The organism is Prauserella salsuginis (assembly GCF_024648885.1).
Lineage (GTDB): Bacteria > Actinomycetota > Actinomycetes > Mycobacteriales > Pseudonocardiaceae > Prauserella > Prauserella salsuginis.
Genome location: NZ_JANBBF010000009.1, coordinates 112,686 through 136,395 on the forward strand (window position 1 = coordinate 112,686; position 23,710 = coordinate 136,395).

20 protein-coding genes are annotated in these 23,710 nt (G+C 69.9%); 15 read left to right on the forward strand and 5 right to left on the reverse strand.

Annotated elements, in window-relative coordinates:
* Positions 1-24: 24 nt before the first annotated feature.
* Together LY40_RS07325 and LY40_RS07330 are read right to left on the reverse strand one after the other, a co-directional pair.
* Positions 25-1,236, reverse strand: a complete 1,212-nt coding sequence (locus LY40_RS07325; RefSeq protein WP_258936332.1) for an MFS transporter — start codon at positions 1,234-1,236, stop codon at positions 25-27.
* Positions 1,237-1,795: 559 nt separating this feature from the next.
* Positions 1,796-2,407, reverse strand: coding sequence for a dihydrofolate reductase family protein (locus LY40_RS07330; RefSeq protein ID WP_183781162.1), 612 nt, complete (start codon positions 2,405-2,407; stop codon positions 1,796-1,798).
* A 331-nt stretch (positions 2,408-2,738) separates the two neighbouring features.
* On the opposite strand from LY40_RS07330, the gene LY40_RS07335 reads away from it, so the two are divergent.
* Positions 2,739-3,380: an HAD family hydrolase gene (locus LY40_RS07335; RefSeq protein ID WP_183781159.1), complete on the forward strand. Its 642-nt coding sequence runs from the start codon at positions 2,739-2,741 to the stop codon at positions 3,378-3,380.
* Between the two features lie 381 nt (positions 3,381-3,761).
* Here LY40_RS07335 and LY40_RS07340 read toward each other — a convergent pair whose 3' ends face one another.
* Positions 3,762-4,850: an inositol-3-phosphate synthase gene (locus tag LY40_RS07340; RefSeq protein ID WP_183781156.1), complete on the reverse strand. Its 1,089-nt coding sequence runs from the start codon at positions 4,848-4,850 to the stop codon at positions 3,762-3,764.
* 13 nt (positions 4,851-4,863) lie between these two features.
* Positions 4,864-5,508: a PadR family transcriptional regulator gene (locus tag LY40_RS07345; RefSeq protein ID WP_183781153.1), complete on the reverse strand. Its 645-nt coding sequence runs from the start codon at positions 5,506-5,508 to the stop codon at positions 4,864-4,866.
* Between the two features lie 281 nt (positions 5,509-5,789).
* Between LY40_RS07345 and LY40_RS07350 the strand changes: the two genes are divergently transcribed.
* The 3 genes from LY40_RS07350 (at position 5,790) to LY40_RS07360 (ending at position 11,683) form a co-directional block, all read left to right on the forward strand.
* Positions 5,790-6,209 (forward strand): DUF5318 family protein, encoded by a 420-nt coding sequence (locus tag LY40_RS07350; protein WP_258936333.1) that lies wholly within the window; start codon positions 5,790-5,792, stop codon positions 6,207-6,209.
* A gap of 114 nt (positions 6,210-6,323) precedes the next feature.
* On the forward strand, positions 6,324-9,692 hold the full coding sequence (locus LY40_RS26355) for a transglycosylase domain-containing protein (protein WP_258936334.1): 3,369 nt from the start codon (positions 6,324-6,326) through the stop codon (positions 9,690-9,692).
* 371 nt (positions 9,693-10,063) lie between these two features.
* A complete protein-coding gene (locus LY40_RS07360; RefSeq protein ID WP_258936738.1) occupies positions 10,064-11,683 on the forward strand; it encodes a glycosyltransferase family 87 protein in 1,620 nt (539 codons plus the stop codon).
* Between the two features lie 1,362 nt (positions 11,684-13,045).
* Here LY40_RS07360 and LY40_RS07365 read toward each other — a convergent pair.
* A complete protein-coding gene (locus LY40_RS07365) occupies positions 13,046-13,810 on the reverse strand; it encodes a deoxyribonuclease IV (RefSeq protein ID WP_258936335.1) in 765 nt (254 codons plus the stop codon).
* A gap of 270 nt (positions 13,811-14,080) precedes the next feature.
* Between LY40_RS07365 and LY40_RS07370 the strand changes: the two genes are divergently transcribed.
* From LY40_RS07370 to LY40_RS07420, 11 genes are all read left to right on the forward strand, one after another.
* On the forward strand, positions 14,081-15,106 hold the full coding sequence (locus tag LY40_RS07370) for a hypothetical protein (protein WP_258936336.1): 1,026 nt from the start codon (positions 14,081-14,083) through the stop codon (positions 15,104-15,106).
* A 70-nt stretch (positions 15,107-15,176) separates the two neighbouring features.
* Positions 15,177-16,271 (forward strand): hypothetical protein, encoded by a 1,095-nt coding sequence (locus LY40_RS07375; protein ID WP_258936337.1) that lies wholly within the window; start codon positions 15,177-15,179, stop codon positions 16,269-16,271.
* Positions 16,272-16,590: 319 nt separating this feature from the next.
* On the forward strand, positions 16,591-17,535 hold the full coding sequence (locus tag LY40_RS07380) for a hypothetical protein (RefSeq protein WP_183781141.1): 945 nt from the start codon (positions 16,591-16,593) through the stop codon (positions 17,533-17,535).
* Positions 17,536-17,749: 214 nt separating this feature from the next.
* Complete coding sequence (gene rpsF, locus LY40_RS07385) at positions 17,750-18,082, forward strand: 30S ribosomal protein S6 (protein ID WP_183781138.1); 333 nt, start codon at positions 17,750-17,752, stop codon at positions 18,080-18,082.
* A 10-nt stretch (positions 18,083-18,092) separates the two neighbouring features.
* Positions 18,093-18,599 (forward strand): single-stranded DNA-binding protein, encoded by a 507-nt coding sequence (locus tag LY40_RS07390; protein WP_183781135.1) that lies wholly within the window; start codon positions 18,093-18,095, stop codon positions 18,597-18,599.
* Positions 18,600-18,658: 59 nt separating this feature from the next.
* Positions 18,659-18,907: a 30S ribosomal protein S18 gene (gene rpsR / locus LY40_RS07395; RefSeq protein ID WP_030530255.1), complete on the forward strand. Its 249-nt coding sequence runs from the start codon at positions 18,659-18,661 to the stop codon at positions 18,905-18,907.
* Positions 18,908-18,921: 14 nt separating this feature from the next.
* Positions 18,922-19,377, forward strand: a complete 456-nt coding sequence (gene rplI, locus LY40_RS07400) for a 50S ribosomal protein L9 (protein ID WP_183781132.1) — start codon at positions 18,922-18,924, stop codon at positions 19,375-19,377.
* 309 nt (positions 19,378-19,686) lie between these two features.
* Positions 19,687-20,130, forward strand: a complete 444-nt coding sequence (locus LY40_RS07405) for a hypothetical protein (RefSeq protein WP_258936338.1) — start codon at positions 19,687-19,689, stop codon at positions 20,128-20,130.
* Positions 20,127-20,768 carry a DUF3558 domain-containing protein gene (locus LY40_RS07410; RefSeq protein WP_258936339.1) on the forward strand — a complete coding sequence of 214 codons (642 nt, stop codon included), beginning with the start codon at positions 20,127-20,129 and terminating at the stop codon, positions 20,766-20,768. The genes LY40_RS07405 and LY40_RS07410 overlap by 4 nt, the downstream gene beginning before the upstream one ends.
* 63 nt (positions 20,769-20,831) lie before the next feature.
* Positions 20,832-22,316 carry a PPE domain-containing protein gene (locus LY40_RS07415; RefSeq protein ID WP_258936340.1) on the forward strand — a complete coding sequence of 495 codons (1,485 nt, stop codon included), beginning with the start codon at positions 20,832-20,834 and terminating at the stop codon, positions 22,314-22,316.
* Between the two features lie 179 nt (positions 22,317-22,495).
* On the forward strand, positions 22,496-23,281 hold the full coding sequence (locus LY40_RS07420; protein ID WP_258936341.1) for an ESX secretion-associated protein EspG: 786 nt from the start codon (positions 22,496-22,498) through the stop codon (positions 23,279-23,281).
* Positions 23,282-23,710 lie beyond the last annotated feature (429 nt).

The following is a 23,710-nucleotide window of genomic DNA, read 5'->3' on the forward strand; positions in this document are numbered from 1 at the left end:
GGGAGAACGCCCGGCCGCACACGTTCAGACCTCCTCACCCACCAGCGCGGCCTCCGCGGGCACCTGGGTGGTGTCTTTACCGCCGGCCGGGACCAACAGCAACCCGGCGGCGACCGCCGACAGCACCGCCGCAGCCAGGAACGGCGCACGGTCGAACCCGAACCACTCGGCGACGTGCCCCACGAGCGTCGCCGCGGCGGCTCCGCCGAGCCAGCGGCAGAAGTTGTACCCGGCGCTGGCGACCGGACGCGGCGCGTCGCTGATCGACATCGCCGTCCCGGTGAACAACGTGTTCAGCAGCCCGGAGATCAAGCCACTGACGACGATCGCCACCACGAGCAGCGCCTTGCTGGGAATCACCATCACCAGCAGCAACACGGCATAGCCCGCGACGGCCAATGCGGTCGCGTGCCGTTCACCGAGCCGCGCTGCCAACCGCGGCGCGAGCAGGACGCCCGCGATCGCCACGCACAGCCCCCAGCCGAAGAAGATCAGGCCGATCTCGATAGCACCCCATTCGAGCACGAACGGCGACCACGCCAGCACGGCGAAGAACCCCGCCGTGTACAGCGCCGATCCGATCGAGGTGCGCAGCAGCCCGCCGTGCCCGAGCGCGCGCAGCGGGTCGAGCAGCTTCACCCGAGGCCGCGCCTGCCCCGCATCGCTCTTCAGGAACACCGCGCACAGCACGAGTGCCGCGCCCATGAGTACCGCCGTGCCCATGAACGGGCCACGCCACGACAGGTGCCCGAGCAGCGCACCGAGCAGCGGCCCGACCGAAAGCCCGAGGCCGAGCGCCGCCTCGTACAACAGGATCGCGCCCGCCTGGCCGCCCGCGGCCGCGCCCACGATCACCGACAGCGCCGTGGCGATGAAGAAGGCGTTGCCGAGGCCCCACACCGCGCGCAGCCCGATCAGCTGCTCGATCGAACCCGCCGCGGCGCACAGCGCGGTGGCGAGCACGATCAGTGTCAGGCCGACGACGACCGTGCGCTTCGCACCGAACCTCGCGCTCGCCGCACTCGTGAACAGCATCGCGACGACCTGGATCGCCAGATACGAAGAGAACAGCAACGTCGTCTGCTGCGGCGTCGCGTCGAGGCCCTCGGCGATCGACAACAGGATCGGGTCGACCAGACCGATCCCCATGAAAGCGATGACCGCGGCGAACGCGGTGATCCAGACCTGTTTCGGCTGACCTTTGACGGCCGACAGCAGCGAATGCTGCTCACTCATCGGCTCGAACCTCCTGACGCGGATGTCGACGTGGTGGCTGGTGCGCTGCCCGCGGCGTGCGCATCGGCGATGCGCGTCGCCGTTGCGGCGCCGGTGGGGAAGCGGAGTGCGGTGGCGGCGGAGCGATACACGGCAGCGCCGATTGCCTGCCGGGCAGACGGGGCCTGCGGTCGAAAGGCAGCGGCCGCAGGTCGCAGCGGCTGTGACTCCGGCAGCGAGCCGCACTACGCGACCTTCCGATTAGCTATGCTAACCAAAAAAGGTTAGGTATACGAAGTAAGTTCGGTCACGGGTGTGCGACTCGTGCCTGACGACCCGGACGACGTGACATCGGCCCGTGGGGCACAGCTGGCCACGAACACGGAGACGATCCGCTCGGATCGGCGGCGCGGGCGACGACGCGGACAGGACATCCGCGGTAGCCGGCAAGTTCCCTGACTTCCTGGTCGCGGCCTGAGGGACCGCCGGACCCTACGCGAAGGCGACACCCTGTGCCGCCGTGCGAGGCCGCCTTCCGCAAGCGGATCCTCGATCGAGACGCTCGAAAGGCAGTCGCTGGTCAGTCGGCGTTGCTGCTGCGGTAACGGATATGGGTGGCCAACGGTGAGTGGAGCACCTCGACGGGCGTGAAGCCGAAGTTCTCAACGCCGTCGAACATGCGCTCGCCGCCGCCGAGCAGAACGGGCGCGATGTCGAGTGTGAGTTCATCGATCACGCCGGCGTTGAGCGCCTGTCGTACTGTCGACGCGCCGCCGGCGATGTCCACGCCGTTGCCGTCGGCCACCTCGAGCGCCCGTTCGTAGGCGGCATCGAAGCCCGCTGTGACGAAGTGGAACGTGGTCCCGCCCTCCATCTCGATCGGTTCGCGGGCGTGGTGAGTCAGCACGAAGACCGGCGCGTGGAAGGGCGGCTCGGGGCCCCACCATCCATCCCAGTCCTCATCCCACTCACCGCGGATCGGCCCGAACATGTTGCGGCCCATGACGTAGGCCCCTCGCGGTCGCAACAGCCAGCGCTCCGCCGTCACGTCGGCATCGGATGCGCGCTCGTCGCCGAGGTGCCAGCCGTGGTTCTTCAAGCCGCCCTTCCCCATGGGATTGTCACGGCTCTGGTCCGGACCGGCGACGAAACCGTCGAGCGAGATCGACATGTGGCACGTGGTGTCGGACATCAGCACCTCTCAGGAACCACCAGCTGCAGGCCACAACCGGTCGGTGACACCGTACGACCACGTCGGCCGATTGTCGTCCCGCGAGCAGTCGTGTTCGGAAACCGGCGGCCTTTCCGCATCCCGCAGGAGCGAACGTGGCGGTGCCGATTTTCGGCGAGCACCACGGCCACCGCTGCGACTCCGGAAACACCCGTGAACGCCGACGTGGGTACGGCCCACCCGTCTCCCACCACCGCCCAACCGGACACACTCCGCGTGACTGCCTAGGGCCCGCCCGTCTCCCGCCACCGCCCAACCGGACACACTCCGGGTGACTGCCTAGGATCCAGGTATGCAGGCGATCGTATTCGACATGGACGGCGTACTCGTCGACTCCGAGCAGCTGTGGGACGAGGTCCGGCGATCGGTGGCGGCCTCCCACGGCGGCACCTGGAACGGCGAGGCCACCCGCGCGATGCAGGGCATGAGCACCCCGGAATGGGCCGAGTACCTCGTCACCGAGGTCGGCGTTCAGCTCACGCCCGACGAGGTCGCCCGCACGGTGATCGACGAGATGCGCAACCGCTACGCCGGCGCACCTCCCGTGCTACCCGGAGCGGCCGAGACCCTGAGCCGGATCGCGGCGCAATACCCGGCGGCGATCGCCAGCTCGTCACCACCGGTACTCATCGAGTCGTTCCTGAGCGCGACCGGACTGACGTCGCAGGTACCGGTCGCCGTGTCGAGCGAACAGGTCGCGAAGGGCAAACCCGCACCCGACGTCTACCTCGAGGCAGCCTCGCAGCTGGGAATCGCGCCGCGCGAATGCGCCGCCGTCGAGGATTCGACCAGCGGTCTGCAAGCGGCGTTGGCCGCCGAGATGACGGTGTTCGCGGTGCCCAATCCGCACTACCCACCGGACGAGACGGTCGTCGCCAGGACGCACCGCGTCCTCGGCGGCATCACGGAGCTGCCGGCCGCACTGGATCTGTAGGCCGCACTGGATCTGTAGGGCGCGGCTCTCCGCACACCGACCGCGGCCACGGGGAGCGCGCCGGCTGACGGGGCGCAGCTCACCCGGCCGTGACCGCAGCCCTCGCGACGAGACAGTCGTGCGTCAGTGCGTCAGTGCGGCAGTGCGGCAGTGCGTCAGTCGTCAGCGTGTCCTCGAGCCGGCGGCGGCCGAGAGACGGACGGGCGCAGAACACGCCGTCCCGAACGCAGAACACGCGGTGCCGAGTGCAGGACACGCGGTCCCGAGTGCAGGACACGCGAGAGCGGAGCGGGCGCATCTGTGCCCGCTCCGCTCTCGCCGAAACGTTCCTCGTCCTCGCCCGTGACTCCGCCGTATGCGCGAAATGCCCACGGACCGGGCTTACTTGTCGCCCGTACCCTCGATGAACTTCTCCACCGCGTCGCGGGCCGTGGAGTCGTCGTACTGCACCGGCGGCGACTTCATGAAGTACGAGGACGCCGACAGCACCGGACCACCGAAGCCGCGGTCCTTCGCGATCTTCGCCGCCCGCAGCGCGTCGATGATGATGCCCGCCGAGTTGGGGGAGTCCCACACCTCGAGCTTGTACTCCATGTTCAGCGGCGCGTCGCCGAACGCACGGCCTTCGAGGCGCACGTAGGCCCACTTGCGGTCCGACAGCCACGCGACGTGGTCCGAAGGACCGACGTGCACGTTCGACTTGCCCATGTCGCGCTCGACCTGCGACGTGACGGCCTGCGTCTTCGAGATCTTCTTCGACTCGAGACGCTCGTTCTCCTTCATGTTGAGGAAGTCCATGTTGCCGCCGACGTTCAGCTGCATGGTGCGGTCGAGCTGCACACCACGGTCCTCGAACAGCTTCGCCAGCACCCGGTGCGTGATCGTGGCGCCGACCTGCGACTTGATGTCGTCGCCGACGATCGGCACACCGGCCTTCTCGAACTTCTCCGCCCACACCGGGTCGGAGGCGATGAACACCGGGATGGCGTTGACGAACGCGACACCTGCGTCGATGGCGGCCTGCGCGTAGAACTCGGTCGCCTCGGTCGAGCCGACCGGCAGGTACGACACCAGCACGTCGACCTCGGCGGCCTTCAGCGCGGCGGCGACGTCGACCGGCGCCTCGTCGGACTCCTCGATGGTCTCGCGGTAGTACTTGCCGAGACCGTCGAGCGTGTGCCCCCGCTGCACGGGCACACCGAGCGGCGGCACGTCACAGATCTTGATCGTGTTGTTCTCACTCGCGAGAACAGCCTCGGACAGGTCCTGGCCGACCTTCTTGGCGTCCACGTCGAACGCGGCGACGAAGTCGATGTCACTGATGTGATAGTCGCCGAACTGGACGTGCATCAAGCCGGGAACACGCGAACCCTTGTCGGCGTCGCGGTAGTAGTGCACACCCTGAACCAGCGAGGCCGCACAGTTGCCAACACCCGCGATGGCCACCCTCACGCGGCGATTCTCGCCCATGCCGGTATCTCCCTTACTCGTGTTCCGTACTACCTGGGTCACGCCGAGTGGCCGCCTGTGTCGACGTCTCCTGCTCGGCCTTTTCATGCGCGATGAGCTCGTTGAGCCAGCGCACCTCCCGCTCACTGGTCTCGAGTCCCAGCTCGTGCAGCTCACGGGTGTAGCGATCGATCTTTTCCTCGGCCCTGGCCAACGCTGCCCGAAGACCTTCGCGGCGCTCCTCGACCCGCCTGCGCCTGCCCTCCAGGATCCGCATGCGGACATCGGCGGGCGTGCGTGAGAAGAACGTCAGATGGACGCCGAAACCCTCGTCGTCCCACGTCTGTGGACCGGCGTCGGCGAGCAGCTCACCGAACCGCTCCTTGCCCTCGGCCGTGAGCTTGTACACGCGCTTGGACTTGCTCGCCCTGCGATTCCACGGCGTCGTGGTGGAGGCGTGCGCTGCCGAAGTGGGGCCGTTCGCCGGACCGGCCGCGGCGTCGGCCTCGGCCGTGTCCTCGGCGATCCAGCCGGCCCGCTGCATCCGGCGCAGTGTCGGGTACAGCGATCCGTAACTGAACGTGCGGAACATCCCCAACGATTCGTGGAGGCGTTTCCGCAGCACATAGCCATGCATGGGGGCCTCGTGCAACAGGCCGAGAATTGCGAACTCGAGCACACGGGCACCCCCTTCGGGAACGAATCGACATCGCCCGGCGTTTCGATCTTTCTGGTGACCAGCTTTTCTGGTTGACCGCCGCCGGATGACTACGACCCAATGTACCGGCTCATTATATCGCGCTGATACATCGCAGTGGCGTAGCTAACCTCGGAGCCACTCACGCAACAGCCAACCGTCATCCGACCGTTATCCGCGCCGACGGCGTGTCGCCTCGCCGCAGCCAGACCTCACCTCGAACGGCCCGTGGCCAATCGCCGGGAACCACGTACTCTGTTGAGGTGCAGAACCAGCGGCAGGTCGTCGACTACGCGCTTCAGCGCCGTGCGTTGCTGGCCGAGTTCCGGACGGGACGGGCCAGCGCCATGGACGTCTGCGACGCCACCCCGCAGTTGTTGCAGGCAGCCAAGTTCCACGGGGTGCCTGACGACAACGCCTGCCCGGTGTGCGGCAAGCACTCCTTGGCGCAGGTCAGCTGGGTGTTCGGCGACGAGCTCAAGCACGCGGCGGGTTCGGCGAGGAAGCCGGACGAACTCGAGCGCATGGCCTCACTTTTCGCCGAGTTCACCGTCTACGTCGTAGAGGTCTGCCGCGCATGTGCATGGAACCACCTGGTGCTCTCATACGTCCTCGGGACGGCTGAGACACCGGAGCGGGTTCCCCGCCCTACGCGGAGCACACGGAGGACCGCGGGACAGTGACGACGTGACGACCGCGACCACGCGGCCGGGGGCCAGGTGCCCTCGGCCGTTCACACGAGAGGGTTGGGTCCGCAGAACGGCGTTCCCCGACGCGCCGATCTGGGAGGGTCTTGAGTGAACGACCAGGGAAATCACGGCTGGCCGGAACAGGAGCCGGGCCACCAGCCCCGGCATCGGCACCCCGAAGCCGGTGACGCTCCGCAATGGCCCGGTGACGGAGCGGACGAACCGCCGAGACCTCCGCGCGGGCCGCGGCAGGCACCGCAGGGCGATCAGCCCCGGCGGCAACAGCCCCAGCAACAGCAGCCCCAGCAACCAGGGCAGCACCCCCAGCAGCGCCCCGCGCGGCCGCCGCAGCAGCAGCGCCCGCCACAGGAGGGGCAGCAGCCACCGCGGGGCCAGCGCCCGCCGCAGGACCCCGGCCAGCAGCCTCCCCGGAGGCCACAGCAGCCCGACCAGCCGCGGCAGCCCCGCGGTGGTCCGCAGGCCGGCAGGCCGCCGCAGCAGCCGGGGCAGCCGGGGCAGCCTCGCAACCCGGGCCAGCAACCGCCTCCCGCCTGGCCGGACGCCGAGAGCGACCACGGCGGCAGACACGCCTCGCCCGAAGGCAGGCCACCCCGGCAGCCACAGCGTCCGGCCGAATCGCAGCGTCCGGCCGACCGGCAGGGACGTCCGCAGCACCCCGAGGCGGGCCGCGACCCCGGTGGCCGCCCGGTGGACCCGCAGCAGGATCCGCGGCGCAGGCAGGCGCCACCGCCCGGTGGCGCGGACCAGACCCGTCGCGGGCAGCGTGGTCCGGAGGACCAGCGCCGTCCGGAGGAGCAGCGCCGTCCGGAGCAGGGCCCCGACCAGCAGCGCCAGGCCGGCACGCGCCGCCCCGACCAGCAGCGCAGGCCCGACGACCGGCGCAGGCCCGACGACCGCCGTCCCGAAGGGCGCCCCGGTGAACGCACCCAGCATCGCCCGGGCGCCGCGGCGGCGGGAGCGGCCGGTGCCGGTGCAGCGGGCGCGGCCGCAGGCGGATACGCCGCCGCGCACGCGTCCGAACAGCCCGACCCGGGACTGATCACCCACCAGGGTTACGGCAGGCGTGACTACTCCGACCCGTACGGCCAGGAGGCCTACCGGGCCGACCCGCTCACCGGCGCCTACGACGAGGACGGCTTCTCCGACGAGACCGCACTGACGTCGTCGGCCTCGCACGCCGAGGGCGGCATCGGACCCGACGACGAGGAGCCCACCGACCGCAAGGGGAAGAAGCTCCTGACACCGGCCCAGCGCAAGAAGCGCCGCTGGCGGCGGGTCCGCCGCACGATCTACGCCTGTGTCGGCGTGTTCATCGTGCTGCCCGCGATCGCCTTCGTGGTGACGTACTTCATGGTCGACGTGCCGACCCCGGAGGAGGTCGCCGCCCAGCAGGGCAAGGTCGTCAACTACTACTACGCCGGTGGCGAGAAGATGGCCGAGGAGGCGCCGCCCGAGGGCAGGCGCGTCATCCTGCAGCCGGAGGACATTCCGGACACGGTGAAGCACGCCGTGTACGCGGCCGAGGACGCCACGTTCGAGACCAACTCGGGTTTCGACGTCACCGGCATCCTGCGCGCCGTGTGGAATCAGGCCACGGGTGGCGCCGGCGGTGGTTCGACCATCAGCCAGCAGTACGTCAAGGTCGCGACCGAGAACGACGAGTACTCGTACACGCGGAAATGGACCGAGCTCGTCAAGTCGTTCAAGATGAACAACGAGCAGTCCAAGGCCGAGATCGTCACCGCGTACCTGAACACGATCTACTTCGGGCGCGGTGCGTACGGCATCGAGACGGCGGCGCAGTCCTACTACGGCAAGAGCGCCAAGGACCTGAACGCCTCCGAGGCGGCGCTGCTGGCCGGCATGATCCAGCAGCCGGGCCGCGTCGAGGACGAACAGGTCCGGGAGCAGCGCTGGGCCTACGTGATGGACCAGATGGTCGCCAACAACTGGGTGTCCAAGCAGGAGCGGACCGCGGCGCAGCCGCCGGAGCTGATCCCCGACGAGAAGGCCAGGCCGGAAGCGTTGACGGGCGCGGACGCGTTCGTCAAGAACCGGGTGATGGCCGAACTCGCCGCGAAGGGCTACTCCCAGGAAAAGATCCAGACCGGCGGCTACAAGATCTACACCACGATCGACAAACGGGCCCAGAAGGCGGCCAAGGAGTCGGTCAACGAGGTGATGAAGGACCAGCCGAAGGAGCTCCGCAAGGCACTCGTCGCCGTCGACCCGAAGAGCGGCGGGGTGCGTGCCTACTACGGCGGTCCGAACAAGGCGGGCGTCGACGAGGTGGACTGGGGCAACGTCCAGCGCAACCCCGGGTCGTCGTTCAAGCCGTTCGACTTCACGGCTCTGCTGCAGAAGGGCGAGAAGGGCCTGTACTCGACCTACGACGGCAGCTCGCCGCGGCAGTTCGGCACGGTCACGGTCGGCAACTCGAGCGGCGTGGAGTGCAACCCGTGCACCGTGCGCGAAGCGATGGAGCGCTCCATCAACACCGTGTTCTACGACATGGTGACCAACGACGTCGGCCCGCGCGCGGTGGTGGAGGCCGCGAAGGCCGCGGGTATCCCGGAGAAGCACGGTAAGAAGCCGACGATGGCCAGCCTCGACGGCAACATCTCCATCGGCGGCGGTCAGACCCAGGTCACGCCGACGGACATGGCGGGCGCCTATGCGACGTTCGCCTCCGACGGCATCCAGCGCGACGCCCACTTCGTGGCCAAGCTGGAGACGGCGGACGGTGAAGTGCTGTTCGACGAGACCACGCCGGCGGCGAAGAAGGGCGAGCAGGCGTTCGACTCCGATCCGGAGAAGAACCGGCAGATCTCGCGCAACGTCACCGAGTCGATGCTCGACGTGCTGCCCGGTTCGGACCTGTCGTGCCCTGGTGAGCACTCGTGCGCCGGCAAGACCGGTACGCACCAGTACGACCAGGGTGACGTCGACTCCGATGAGAACTCGCAGGCGTGGATGGTCGGTTACTCGCCGCAGATCTCCGCGGCCACGTGGGTCGGCACCGGTGGCGGTGAACCGATCAGTGACGCGAACGGCAGCCCGATCTACGGCAGCGGTCTGCCGGGCTCCATCTGGGAAGAGTTCATGACTCGCTACCTCGAGCCGCTCGACCCGGAGGAATTCAGCGACCTGTCCTCCGACGAGATCTTCGGGCCCGCGCAGGCGCCCGTCACTGACGACTCGTCGGCCACGCCGGAGGAGCCGGAGCAGCCCTCGCCCACAGAGGAGTCGACCAGCCAGGAGTCCAGCAGCAAGCCGTCGCGGCCGCCCCAGTCGTCGGAACCGCCGTCGCACGGACGGCCGTCCGAGCCCAGTTCGCCGGCTGAGCCCACCGAGAGTGAGGACGACGATGGTGGCGGTTGGCTCGGCGGTGCAGACGAACCGGAGAACGCCAACGGCAACGGCGGCGGCAACGGCGGCGGCCCGCCGGACGGCTGATGCGCCATCGCACGACTCGGACGTGAGCCCTCCGAGCCAGCCTGAGGGCTCACGTCCGAGTCAGGACGCTCCGAGTCGGGGACGCATCGCGGGCGACGCATTACAGGAGCGTCACGGCTACCGCTTGTAACATCCGACGCGTGCCCAGCGATACGCCTTCTTCCTCGTCGCACGCCGGCTCGGCGGACGGAACGGACAACGGCTCCGGCGACGAACCGGACCCGCCGGGCACGATCGACTCGGAATCCGCCGGGGCCGAATCCACCGACGCCGAATCAACCGGCTCGGATCCCGCCGGGGCCGGTCCCGCGGAGCGTGAACGGGCGGACCGGCAGCTCGACGACCCGGCCGGAACCCCGGAGACGGCGTCGCTGGACCCGTCACAGCGGGTGATCCCGAGTCACACCGACCCGGTGGCCGCGAAGGTCACCACGCCGCTCGGCGGTCCGCTGGGCGAGCACGCTGCCGTCGGCAGGCACTGGTTCTGGTCGCCGCTACGGGTAGGGCTGCTGCTCGGCGTGATCGCGCTGATGCTGTCGTGGTTCGGCAAGGCCGCCTGCATCCAGCAGTACGAGGACGCCGCGGGAAACCTGCAGCTGGACTGGCAGTCGAACCGCCAGTACGTGGCGATGTGCTATTCCGACATCGTCCCGCTGTACACCGCCGAACGTCTCGACCAGTCGGACACCTTCCCGTACGCCACCCACTGGAGCGAAGAGGTCTCCGAGGGCGAGTTCCAGCGCCGCTACATGGAGTACCCGGTGCTGACCGGCCTGTTCCAGTGGGTCAACGCGAAGCTCACGCACGGCTGGGTGGGGGTGGCCGACAGGGGTCTGCTGCCCGGGGCGCTGCCGGTGGCGGTGTATTTCAACATCACGGCGTTGCTGCTCGCGGCCGCGTGGTTGACGACGATCTGGGCCACGGCGCGCATCGCCCGGCGCAGACCGTGGGACGCGGCGCTCGTGGCGATCTCACCGCTGGTCGTCGTGCACGCGTTCACGAACTTCGACACGCTCGCCGTCGCACTGGCCATGTGCGGGCTGCTCGCCTGGGCCCGGCACAGACCCGTGGTCGCGGGGGTGCTCCTCGGGCTCGGCGCCGCGGCGAAGCTGTATCCGCTGCTGCTGCTCGGTCCACTGCTCGTGTTGTGCATCCGGGCGGGCAGAACCGGCGACTGGCTCAAGACGACCTTGGCCACCGGGGGCACCTGGCTGGTGGTGAACCTGCCGTTCCTGGCCGCGTTCACCGAGGGCTGGCGCGAGTTCTTCCGCCTCAACACCGAACGTCCCATGGATCCGGACTCGATCTACAACGTGATCTCGTACTTCACGGGGTGGGCCGGGTTCGACGGGCCGCTCGGAGCGGGCCAGACACCGAGCGTGCTCAACACCGTCAGCGCCGTGCTGTTCCTGCTGGGCTGTATCGGCGTGGCGTACGTGGCCCTGACCGCGCCCCGTCGGCCGCGGCTGGCACAGCTGTGTTTCCTCGTCGTGGCCGTGTTCCTGCTGACCAACAAGGTGTGGAGTCCGCAGTACTCGTTGTGGCTGGTGCCGCTCGCGGTGCTCGCGATCCCGCGCTGGCGACTGCTGCTGAGCTGGATGCTCGTCGACGCGCTCGTGTGGGCGCCGCGGATGCTGTCCTACGTCGACGTCGAGGACAAGGGCCTGCCGGACGACTGGTTCCTGGCCTCGGTCGTGGTGCGAGACCTGATGGTCGTCGCGCTCTGCGTACTGATCGTGCGGGAGATCTACCGGCCGTCGTCGGACCTGGTGCGCTGCCCGTCGGGGCCCGGTTCCGGGGACGACGATCCGATGGGCGGGGTGCTGTCGGGGGCGCGGGACGCCGTCGTCCTGCCACGTATGTCGTCGCTGCTGCGGCGCAGGCCCGCGGCGGAGTCCGCTGCGGAGTCGGCAACTGCCTCGCCCAGCACGTCGCGGGGTGGGACGTCGAACGGGGAGTCCGCCCCGGAATCGACGTGGAACGGGCGGTAGCCGGGGGAGAGCGGACCGGCCGGCGTGCGGTCGGTGACCGCGCGGGAGGTCAGGAACGCCACGAACAGCCCGGCCAGCAGCGCCGCCCTGCCCCACACCCCGATGACGACCGCCTGCGCCGCGAAACCGTCCGCGACGGACTGTTCGAAGTCGCCGTACCAGCGGAAGACGCCGACGCCCAGCGCCACGTCCGCGGCCAGATAGCCCGCGATCCAGCCCCAGCGCACACGCAGCAGCACGAACATCGGCAACAGCCACAGCGTGTACTGCGGAGAGTGGACCTTGTGCAACAGCAGGAACCCGCACAGCGCCGCAGCGCACACCTGCAGCAGCGGGAAGCTCCCCTCCCGCAGGGCGCGGTCCCAGCCGACGCCGCACGCCAGCGCCAGTGCAGTGAGCACCGCCAACGGCGACACGACGTCGGTGAACTGCTGGAACGCCACGTCACCCGAGAACAGGTGCCGCACACCCCAGTACCAGATCGAGTTCGACGTGCCGTCGGCCTGCCGCTGCCCCTGGAACTCGATGGAGGCCCACCAGCCGTCGAACCCGGCCAGCACGAACGGCAGATTCACGGCTGCCACGACCCCGCCGGCCAGCAGCGGCACCCGCAGCGCCTCCAGCACGGCCCGGCTTCTGCCGACATCCCGGTCGTCACCGGCGCCGCGCCTGCTCTCGACATAGACATACAGCGCGAGCGGCACCACGAACAACGCGGGATACAGCTTCAACACCGCCCCGACACCGAGCAGCACGGCCGCCCACCCCGCGCGGCTGCGCAGCGAACCGCGCGGGCTCTGCAGCACGAAGAAGGCCGCCACCGCCGCCGCGACCACCGGCAGATCCCAGTTGTGGAACGCGTACAGCACCAGCGGTGGACCGAGCGCCCACAGCAGCGCACGCCACCCGGCGAGCCTGCCCAGCAGCCACGCGGTGAGCAGTCCGAACGGCGCCAACAGCACGGCGGAGCCGAGCAGGAACTCGGCGTCGGTGTCGGCGAAGGCGGCCCCCGCCCAGATCAACATGCCGGTCAGCACCGGATACTCCAGTGTGCCGCCGACGAGCCTGCCGTCCGGCGTGATGTCGCCGTGGACGTACGGCAAGACGTGGTTGTCGACGTCCCTGCCCAGCCAGAGGAACTGGATGTCCGAGTAGCACGCGTCGTGGTAGTTGCGCTCGGCGTAGTTGGGCGTGCTGCGACCGTTCTCGTCGAACGATGGCCCGGTGCAGCGGTGCTTGTTCAGCAGTCCGAACGCCAGCGTGATGCCGCACAGCAGGATGGCCGCCGCGGCGGCGGCACGGGTCGACGGCGACGGGCCCGACCCGGCGGCCGTTCCGCGCCCTGGATCGCCGGGCGGACCGTCAGCCGCGGAGGTATCCGATGTCGTCTCGCTGGCCATCGGGTGGAGTCTCCACGATCACCGGTGCCTGCGCGGCCAGCGCCACGGCCCGCAGCACCTCGGGGTCGATCGTGCCTTCCTCGCCGACGACGTTCGCGTGGCGGTCGCGCTGCGAACCGGCCTCGTCGCGCGAGTTGTTCAGGTGCACCAGGTCGATCCGCCCGGTGATCGCCATGACGTCGTCGACGACCGTGGCCAGGTCCCAACCCGCCGCGTGCGCGTGGCACGTGTCGAGGCAGAACCCCGCGCCGAACTCACCGACCGCGTCCCACAGCCGCGCCAGCATGTCCAGGTCTCGCGCCATGGCGCCGTCGCCGCCCGCCGTGTTCTCGATGAGGATCGGCACGTCGAGCGAGAGTCGTTCGAACAGCTTCCGCCAGTTCGCGATGCCCTCTGCCGGGTCCTCGCCCTTGCGGACGTGCCCGCCGTGCACGACCAGTCCCCGCGCGCCGACCGTGGCCGCCGCCTCCACGTGCTGCGTCACGCCCTTGCGCGACGGGATGCGGATGCGGTTGTTCAGCGAGGCCACGTTCAGCACGTACGGCGAGTGGATGAACACCTCGACGTCGCTCGCGACCAGCTCCTCGGCGTGCGGATGCGGCTGCGGCTTCTTCCAGCCCTGTGGATCCGCTAGGAAGAACTGGACGGCGTCCGCCCCGACCTCACCCGCTGTGGTCAACGGATCGTCGTCGGGGACGTGCGCGCCGACACGCGTAGCGAGCTCCATCGCCCGAGGGTATCGACCACCCACGACACTCATCGAGTACCTTCACTCCTGACGACACCGATCACTCGGTGCGACCGCAGAGTGACGGAACCGAAGGCGGCGACCGACCGTCGCCGAGGCGGCAGCGGCAGTGCCCGGACGGCGGCGGTCGAGCGGCAGTGGTCGAGCGGGCGGCGGTCGAAAGGGCGGCGGTCTAACGGCACCGCCCGGAAGGCAGTGCTCAGAAGGCCGGGCATCGAACGGCAAGGCAGTGAAACGAGGGTGGGGCTCGTGAGGAACGTGCGGAAGACGGCGCGGAAGAGCGTCGTGCGCACGGGCGTCGTGACGGCGGCGGCCGGTATCGCCGCGTTCGGCATCGGCGGAGTGGCGCAGGCACAGGACAGCGGTATCGAGACCGGGGGTATCGAAAGCACGGCTGTCGACGGCACGGCCACCGACAGCGCCACGGAGGACACGACCACCGGCGAGTCCGCACCCAACGAGTCCGCGACCGACGACTCCGCGACCGGTGACAGCGAAACCGGTGACAGCACCGCACGGGACGCCGAACGCGAGGACACGACGCCGAAGGTCATCGAGGGCGAGTGCGACGCGACGGTCAAGGGCGACGACGGCGAGCCGCTGACCGTCGACGCGGGTGCCGCGGCGGGCGCCGAGGGCCTCGCGGGAATCGGCACCGGCTCCGAAGCCGAGGACACGCTGGTGTCACTGCCGCTGAAGGAGACCCTCGCAGGCACGGGCCTGAGCGAGACCGGCGTCGTGGTCGACTCGCTCGGCCAGGTGTGCGACACCGCGCAGAGCACCGTCAACACACTCGGGGCGACGACCCGCGACGTCACCGACGGCCTCACGCCCGACGAGCCCGCCCCCGAGGAACCGGCCGACCCGCCGCAGCCCGGCGATCCGCAGCCCGAACCCGACCCCTCGCCGGCCCCAGAGCGCCCTGCTCCCGGAGAGGGCGAGGACGTCCCCGAAGCCGACGTCCCGCCCGCTCCGGACGCGCCTGCCGTGCCGCCCGCCGACCAGGGTGCGCTCGTCGAGCCACTCAGCCCCGTCGCGCTGCCGCCGTCGGCGGACATCACCGTGCCGAAGGCTCCCATCGGTCCCGGCATGGAGGCGCCGAACCGCGGTAGCAAGCCCGGCGAGCAGGAGAACACCGCGCGCAAGTCCGGCACGGCCAGGGCGTTGCCGCAGGCCTCCGAGACCGACCGCACGCCGCTCGTGCTGTCGGTGGGTGCGCTGTTGCTGGTCGTCGCCGGCCTGAGCAGGGCGTGGATCGCGCGGAAGAACGCCTGATCGGAGGGCATCCGTCACGCCTCCCCGTGTGGTTCGTTGTTCCCAGTGAGCCGACCTGGGAGGCCCCCCGATGCGCACACCCGGCAGTGAGGCCGACGGCCGCGCCCACGACGACGTCGGGCCCACCCGCGCGGACGGACCCACCAAGACGAGGGTGACCTCGGCGGTGGCGAAACCGGCCGCCGTGGCAACAGCCGGCTTGATGCTCGCGGCGACCGCGGGACTCGCGGCTCCCGCCACGGCCGTGGCCGAGACCAAACAGGTCCGCTGCGGCGACACCGTGACGGCCGCCCCCGGCGACCGGATCCAGGGCATCACCGCGCTCGGCGTACCGCTCGACCTCGGCGTCGTCACGGACACGGTCGGCTCGCTGCTGAGCGGCGTCTGCAAGGTGACGGTCAACGTGGTCGACACGGCGGTGCGACCCGTTCCCGGTGCCGGAGAACCGGTCGCCGACGGGGTGAACGACGCCGTCGGCGACGTCACCCGCAACGCCAAGAAGGCCACCGACACGCTCGGCGGACGCGACTCCGTCGTGCCCGGTCCCGGTGACGACTCCGGCGAACCGTCGGAACCGGAACCCGGTGAGGATGGCGGTGGCGGCCCGGACTCCGGCTCGGGTGCCGGCAACGGATCCGACCACGGAGCCGGCAACGGATCCGGCGGCGACGAAGGCGGCACGGGTACCCGCGAACCGAACAGCCCGGTCGTGGAAGGAAACGGGTCGGGGTCGGGCTCCGGGGGTTCCGGCGGCGCCTCGGCGCTGGCGGCACCCGCGGCGATGTCGCCCGAGCTCCGGTACGCCGGGATCCCGGTGGCCCGCGGGGCGATGTTCGACGCCGCGCCCGGCCTGCGCTACGGCGGTCAGATCCCCGGCTACAACCCCGAGTTCGGCGTACTGGGCAGTGCCGGCGACCCCGGCGGCCCGGCAACCGGCGCGGGCGGGAACGCCCAGGACACCGCACCCGAACCCGACGGCAGGGCGACGGGACAGGGCCAGGAGAACACCGACCTGCGCACGGCCGGCGACGCCTCGTCACTGCCCTCGGCCGCACCCGAGGACGAACGCGGGCCGTCGATCCCGATGCTGCTGGCGGTGCTCGCACTCGCGGGTGTCAGCGCGGGTCTGGTCCGCACCTGGGTCATCCAGCGCGCGAGCGCCTGACCCGGCAACGTCGTCGCGGCCCGGCAGCGTCCGGGCACGTCGTCCCGGCACACGGTGCGGGCCCGCACCGCCACTGCAGGCCACCACCCACGGTCCGGCCTCGCACGGTCCGGTGACGACGCGCGGCGAGCTTGTCACCGGACCGTGGTCGGCACCACGACGATTCGGCGACGGTGAGTGGTTACCGGCCCGTATCCGTCCGCCCACCCGGTCGTTTACCTTGATAACGCCTCGCTGTGCCGACGCCGCAGGCTTCAGGTCCAGGCCGGGCAACGCCGTTCGGAAAGGGATACCGCTCGAAGTGCGTACCAAGACCGCTTTGACCCGCGCGCTGGGTACGGCCGCCGCCACGGTGGTCGCCGCAGGCCTGACCGCACTGTCCGCGCCGGCCGCAGCCGCCGAGACACAGACGATCGTCGACTCGTGCACCTCGACGGCCGCGGCCCCGATCGGCGCGAAGGTGGTGGTCGACGGCGCCGCGGTCAAGGGCCCGGTCCGTACCGGTGCCGAAGAGGCGAAGACCCAGATGCTGCAGGCGACGTGGCCGAAGAAGCTGGCCGAGGAGATCTCGAAGCACAAGCTCGAGGTCGGCACCGTGCCGAACAAGGCCACGGGCGCCATCGGCGGCGAACCCATCGCCGCGGCCGTGGGCGAGGCACTCGACGGCCACTGGGCGCTCGGCGTCATGCCCAGTACGAAGGAGCGCGTCCTCGAGTCGATCAAGAACAAGGTCGGCGGCGTCTGCGGGATGCCGGTGGAGGCCACGAACTACTCGAAGCCCACGAGCTCGCGGCCGCAGTCGCCGAACCAGGGCTCGAACCCGCAGCAGGGCGGCGGCTCCTCCGGTGAGCACCAGCAGCAGCCGTCGCAGCCCGGTGGCCAGCAGCGCGGCGTTCCTGTCACGCCGGACGGCCCGCAGGGCAGCGGCGATGCCTACGCGGCCCCGCGCGACTACAGCGACATCCCCGAGGCCTCCGCACCGACGCAGGGCAGCGCCGTACCCCCGGACATGCGGTACTCGCCGCAGGACGGGGTCCCCGGTGCCCCGGATTCGCCCGAGTACGGCGTGCTGAGCGACGGCGGCATCGGTGAGGGCGGCAAAACCGGCGGAGGCGACGTGCGCAACGCGGGCAACGCCGACGCGCTCGCCGCCGACGACGCGGCCCCGAACCAGGTGCAGCTGCCGATGTTGCTCGCCGTGGTCGCCCTCGCGGGCGTCACCGCGGCACTCGTCCGCACCTGGGTTCTCCGCAAGGCCGCCTGACCCCACCGGCTTCCGGTTGCGTCCCGAAGGAGCCCTTCGGGGCATCCGCCTGCCTCCCCCGGGGACGCGCGGCGGTGGCTGACGTGGCCGTTCCGGTGCGATGACCGGCCCCGGAACAGGTCTCGTCGGCCCCGGCGGATAGACTGTCGGTTCGACATTGCCCTCCTGCCACGGATCGTCCGTGGCCGCCCGAGCCCATAGGAGGTGAGTGGTTGTGTCACGCCATTACGAGGTAATGGTCATCCTCGACCCGTCGCTCGACGAGCGGACGGTCGCACCCACCCTGGAAAACTTCCTCAAGGTCATCCGCAACGCGGGTGGCAGCGTGGAGAAGGTCGACATCTGGGGTCGTCGCAGGCTCTCGTACGAGATCAACAAGAACGCCGAGGGCATCTACGCGGTGCTCGAGCTGATCTCCGAGCCCGACGACGTCAAGGAGCTCGACCGGCAGCTGTCGCTGCAGGAGACCGTGCTGCGCACCAAGGTGGTCCGCCGCCAGGAAGTGCGCGGAGCCAAGCGCGCCGCGAAGATCGCCGCGAAGGCCTGAGGCGGCAGCCATGGCCGGAGACACCATCATCACGGTGGTCGGCAACCTGACCGCGGACCCGGAACTCCGGTTCACGCCGTCCGGTGCCGCCGTTGCGAACTTCACCGTCGCCTCCACCCCGCGCCAGTTCGACCGGCAGAGCGGTGAGTGGAAGGACGGCGAAGCGCTGTTCCTGCGCTGCAACATCTGGCGCCAGGCCGCGGAGAACGTCGCCGAGACGCTCACGCGAGGCGCTCGGGTCATCGTGCAGGGCCGGCTCAAGCAGCGGTCGTTCGAGACCAAGGAAGGCGAGAAGCGGACCGTCGTCGAGCTCGAGGTCGACGAGATCGGCCCGTCTCTGCGGTACGCGACGGCCAAGGTCAACAAGGTCAGCCGCGGCGGTGGCGGCGGCGGTTTCGGTGGCGGAGGTGCTGCGGCGCCCGCGGCCTCCGGTTCCGGTGCTCCCGCCGACGACCCGTGGGGCAGCGCGCCTCCCGCCGGCGGCGGTGGCGGCTTCTCCGACGAGCCGCCGTTCTGAGACCGCGCTCGCCAGTCCCGACATCAGCAACCACGCACTAAGTTCCCCAGGAGTACACAGTGGCTAAGCCACCGGTTCGTAAGCCGAAGAAGAAGGTCTGCGTCTTCTGCAAGGCCATCAAGCAGGGCCACCCCGAGGCCATCGACTACAAGGACACCAACCTGCTGCGGAAGTACATCTCCGACCGCGGCAAGATCCGTGCCCGTCGAGTCACCGGTAACTGCAGCCAGCACCAGCGCGACGTCGCCATCGCGGTGAAGAACTCGCGCGAGATGGCGCTGCTGCCCTACACGTCGACCGCGCGCTGAGAAGGGAGTCAGTCATGGCGAAGATCATCCTGACGACCGACGTCGACCACCTCGGCGGCCCCGGCGACATCGTCGAGGTGAAGGACGGTTACGCGCGCAACTACCTGCTGCCGCGCGGCTACGCGATCCCGTCCTCGAAGGGCGCGGAGAAGAACATCCGCACCATCCGCCGTGCCCAGGAGGCCCGCCGGGTCCGCGACCTCGACCACGCCAAGGAGCTGAAGACGCAGCTCGAGGGTATGGGCCACATCGCGGTCGCGGCGAAGGCGTCCGAGGGTTCGAAGAAGCTGTTCGGTTCGGTCACCACGGCCGACATCGTCGGTGCGATCAAGGCCGCGGGCGGCCCGCTGCTCGACAAGCGGGTCATCCACGTCGACGGTCACATCAAGACCGTCGGCAAGCACGCGGTGACGGCCCGTCTCCACCCCGATGTGAAGGCGGACGTGAAGCTGGATGTGCAGCCCAAGTAAGTCCTGAGCTCACACGCGAATGGCGGGTCCTCCGACACGGAGGGCCCGCCATTCGTCGTTGGGTGCCCCGACCCACGGCCGACCCACGCGGGTGAACAGTCCTGGGTGAACAGTGCGTGAATCGCCCGGCAGACGCCCAGCGCCGGAGGCCGGTTCCCGTCGCGGGCGAAGATTTCCGGACGCGAAGGAAACCTTTCCGCTGCCAGGATCGTCCTACTTTCGACACGGTTGACGCCCTCGACCGGGGGCGTAAAGCTTGCGGACAGGCGGTGTCGAACCGCGACGGGGGACGAGAGGAAGGGGCAGCAGGTGGAAGCGCAGATCGCCGGCGGCGGCGGGGGCATGTTGTCGAAGATGCCGACGCCGATGGTCCACATGACCAAGAACACGGCGAGCTTGGGCGAGTTCGCCAAGCAGGCGGCGAGCTCGGCGGCCGGCGGTGGCTACTCCTTCAGCCCTGAGGAGATCGACGCGGTGTTGTCGCAGTGGGAGCAACTGCGCGACGACCTGCAGAACGACGTCGACGAGGCCAACCGGATCGCGGGCGTGCAGGCACCGGGCAACGAACCGGCGAGCAACACGTTCGTCGGCTCGGCCAACCCTGCGGGACAGGCGCTGCTGCAGCAGACCATGAGCATGCTCAAGCACACCGAGCAGTACATCGAGGCATTGAAGAAGGCCAAGGGCGTCACCGAGGCCGCCGACACGCAGGCCGCCGAGGACGCGGGCAAGGCCGGCGGGGTGCTTGGATGAGACGCCGCCCCGCGGGTGCGGTGCTCGCCGCGGCGGTTGCCGGCCTGGTGCTGTCGGCCTGCGGTTCCCCGACCGAAGGAGAGGCGACCGGCGGGGGCGACCCGTCGGCGCCTGCCTCGTCGGCGAGTGAGCCGGGCCCGTCGTCTCCTGCCGACGACTCGAGCGGACAGGCACCGCCAGTGAGCGATCCGGTCGACGTCGCCGCCCTCGAACAGGATCCGTGCGCGGCGCTGTCGAGCTCGCAGACGCAGGAACGCAACCTGGAGCAGGGCGAGTCCGAACCGATGTCCGACGGTTCGCCGACCTGCATCTACCGCTACGCCGACGGTTCGGGCAGCCGGGTCCGGTTCGTCGCGGTGCAGGATTTCGCGAATGGTCTGGACGACGTCTACGCCAGGGCCGACAGCCTCGCGGTGTTCGAGCCGACCGAGGTCGAAGGCCACCCGGCGGTGGTCACGCAGACCCACCGCGACGACCGCGACAACGGCTTCTGCGACCTGCAGGTCGGGCTCACCGACGAGTACGTGGTGTCGCTGATGGCCCAGGTCACCGAGGCGAGCGAAGACTATCCGCAGGGATGCGAGGTCGCCGAGGTACTCGCCGGCGACATGATTCACAACCTTCGAGGGGACGCGTGACGCAGATGGAACCGCCCTCCGCCGCGCCCCGTCAGAACCACATCGCGACCAAGGGAGCCTGAGATGGTGCTGCCAGTTCTCGTTCCGATCGCCGCCGGTGCGGGCGGCTACATCGCCGACTCGGTGGCGAACAGCCAGGACGGTCAACAGCAGGTCAGCTCGTCCGGCTGCATCGACGCATACCAGATTTACCAAGCCATCACGGGCGGTCCCGGCACTGCCTCGCTGCACGACGGTCGGTCCGCGACCGAGGTGCTGCAGAGCCGCTACCAGCAGCGCGTGGCGCAGATCGAGCAGCTCGACAAGAAGATGGACGCCGCCTGGACCGGTGAAGGCGGCTCCAGCGCCCGGATGGGCGCCGAGCCGCTGAAGGTCTGGATGGAGGATTCCAACGCGAACCTCGCCAAGAGCGGCGCCGTCCTGAACAACCAGTCGAGCGCGTTCGAGAAGGTCCGCACGACGGTTCAGCCGCTGCCGAACAATCCGCCGGAGAGCGGCTTCTGGAACGACGTGGCCCCGTGGGAGACCGACACGGACCGCGAGATCCAGCAGTACAACGAGAACGCCAAACGCAATGTCGCGGCGTTCGAGGCGTACAACAGCGAGAGCACGCACAACGCCAATTCGATGCCGCAGTTCAGCGAGATGCAGGGCTCGTTCGGAGACGTGTCACTGGCCGAGTCGGGTGTCGCCGAGGGCGGTATCGCCAAGGACTTCATCCACAACGGCGGCGGGTCTGCCGACGGCAGCGGTGGCAGTGGAGGTGCCGGCGGCTACGGCACCGGAGGCGGCAGCGGTAGCGGCGGTGGTAGCGGCGGTGGTCAATACCCCGGCCCTGGCACGCCCGGTCCCGGCGCTCCCGGTCCCGGTACGCCCGGTCCCGGCACGCCCGGTCCGGGCAACCCCGGGCCCGGCTACCCGCCCGGCACACCCGGTCCCGGCACTCCGGGGCCCGGTTACCCGCCGGGGACCCCCGGTCCTGGTGACTCCTGGGATCCGTCGATTCCGGGTCGCCTGCCCGAGGACGACAGCACCAGTTCATCGGGCTTCGACACGGGCTTTCCCAACGGGCAGTTCGGTGGCCCGTACGCACCCGGCACGCCCGGCCCTGGCGCGAGCAACTTCGGCCCCGGTAGCAGCAACTTCGGTCCGGGCGGCACCAGCGCTTACGGTCCCGGTGCCGTCGGATTCGGTCCGGGCGGCAGCGGTGCCGGTTCGGGTTACGGCTCGGGTTCCGGTTACGGCTCGGGTGCAGGCGGCGCGGCCGGTGCAGGCGGCGCCGGTGCGGGCAGCGCGGGCGCGGGCGGCGCGGCCGGCCGTGGCGGTGCGATGGGCATGGGCGGTGGCGCCATGGGCTCCGGAGCCGGTGCCGCGGGCGCCGCGGGCGCGGCGGGAGGTCGCGGCGGCATGATGCCGATGGGCGCCGGTGGACGTGGCCAGCAAGGTGACGACGACGAGGAACACGAGCGCAAGTTCATGATCGACGAGGACGGCAACAAGCTGTTCGGCACCGATCAGAAGACCGCTCCGCCCGTGATCGGCGAATAGGACATACCACCCAGACGGGTCGGATATACCATTACGGCTCACCCGATCGGGCCGCTGCCACGTAGCTTCTCGGCAGCGGCCCGATGTCTGGCCCACCCGGTTCCACTCGACTCAACCCCTGGCCCGATGCCGCGGCCGGACTCCGGTCCGCGGGCCGTGCACCCCGAAGAGGCAGCGCCGTGCTCGAGCACCAGGAGATTCTCCGTACCCGCACCCTCGTCCGCCTGCTCCAGCGGACGGGAACCGAACCACACGCGACTCTCGAGAAGGGCGCGACGTGGTACAGCCGCGAGGCGCTGCAGCAAATCGACGCCGAGATCCATGCCGAGCTCGCGCGCGTCGGCCTGGCGAACGAGAACGGGGTGCACCCGGACCTGCTTGCAACCGTCGAGGCCATCGGTCACCCCGAGCTGGAGTACTACGGCTGGATCAGCGGCCTGCACGACGGCGCGCCCGTCGACCTGTCCGTGCTGGCGGGCAGCGGCCGCGGTGAGGCGTTCACGCTGGTCAACAACGAGGCCGCCGGAGTGGTGGTACTGGCCAGCGTCCCGGCGCGGGAGCTGGTGGACGCGTTCCTGCTGCAGTTGCCACAGCAATCGCCCGCGAACGCGCACGCACTCTCGGTGCCGAAGGCCAAGGTGGAGGGCCGGAAGGGCGAGTCGCTGAGCGAGGACTCGCTGATGCGGTCCGAGGTGCCGGACGCGGCCCAGCGGGAGCTGAACGAGTTCAAGCGCATCATGGGGCTCGAACGCACCGGTGGTGGGCAGTTGTACGTGGCGGCACGGAACCGGTCCGGACAACGCCAGCGCGCGGAGAAGCCGATCACCTACCTCGACACCGCCGAGGGCCGTTGGCTGATCGAGGAGACCCCGGGCACGGGTGAGCCGATGCTCGCCGCCGCGCCCGCGACGCCGGAGCTGCTGCGATCGCGCCTGCGTGAGGCGCAGCGCACGCTGGCCGACTGACAGGCTGCCCCCGGCCTCCGCTGCCCTCTCGACGGTGCGTGATGAACGGTGACAGTGAGTGCCCGCTCGTTCGGCCGCTGGACAACCCGCCCACAGCACTCGCCGTGATCACACCGGCACCGGCGATATCCACAGCCCGCAACGCTCCCGGACTCTCGCGACACGCCGAAGGAGCGGTTTCCGCCGACACGCCGAGAGTGTGACCACAAACTTATCCACAACCTGCCCACAAGGATTGACCAGGGGCTTTCCCTCGGACGGGCGATGGTTTCCCCACCTTGTACACAGGCCGACGGCACGTTGTGACTGGTTCAGCCCACTCATCCACAGGCAATGCACAGCGGGACGCACACCGGTCCCCAGGCCCAATTGCAATGCGCCGTCCGAGCGATCTAGCGTGCTTCTCGCGCGCCCGTCTGCGCGTGTGAG

Bases quoted from the DNA above. Each gene is read 5' to 3' on its own strand.
- LY40_RS07325 (WP_258936332.1), bottom strand. From the start codon at position 1,236: ATGAGTGAGCAGCATTCGCTGCTGTCGGCCGTCAAAGGTCAGCCGAAA.
- LY40_RS07330 (WP_183781162.1), bottom strand. From the start codon at position 2,407: ATGTCCGACACCACGTGCCACATGTCGATCTCGCTCGACGGTTTCGTC.
- LY40_RS07335 (WP_183781159.1), top strand. From the start codon at position 2,739: ATGCAGGCGATCGTATTCGACATGGACGGCGTACTCGTCGACTCCGAG.
- rplI (WP_183781132.1), top strand. From the start codon at position 18,922: ATGGCGAAGATCATCCTGACGACCGACGTCGACCACCTCGGCGGCCCC.
- LY40_RS07415 (WP_258936340.1), top strand. From the start codon at position 20,832: ATGGTGCTGCCAGTTCTCGTTCCGATCGCCGCCGGTGCGGGCGGCTAC.
- LY40_RS07410 (WP_258936339.1), top strand. From the start codon at position 20,127: ATGAGACGCCGCCCCGCGGGTGCGGTGCTCGCCGCGGCGGTTGCCGGC.
- LY40_RS07375 (WP_258936337.1), top strand. From the start codon at position 15,177: ATGCGCACACCCGGCAGTGAGGCCGACGGCCGCGCCCACGACGACGTC.
- LY40_RS07390 (WP_183781135.1), top strand. From the start codon at position 18,093: ATGGCCGGAGACACCATCATCACGGTGGTCGGCAACCTGACCGCGGAC.
- LY40_RS07340 (WP_183781156.1), bottom strand. From the start codon at position 4,850: ATGGGCGAGAATCGCCGCGTGAGGGTGGCCATCGCGGGTGTTGGCAAC.
- LY40_RS07365 (WP_258936335.1), bottom strand. From the start codon at position 13,810: ATGGAGCTCGCTACGCGTGTCGGCGCGCACGTCCCCGACGACGATCCG.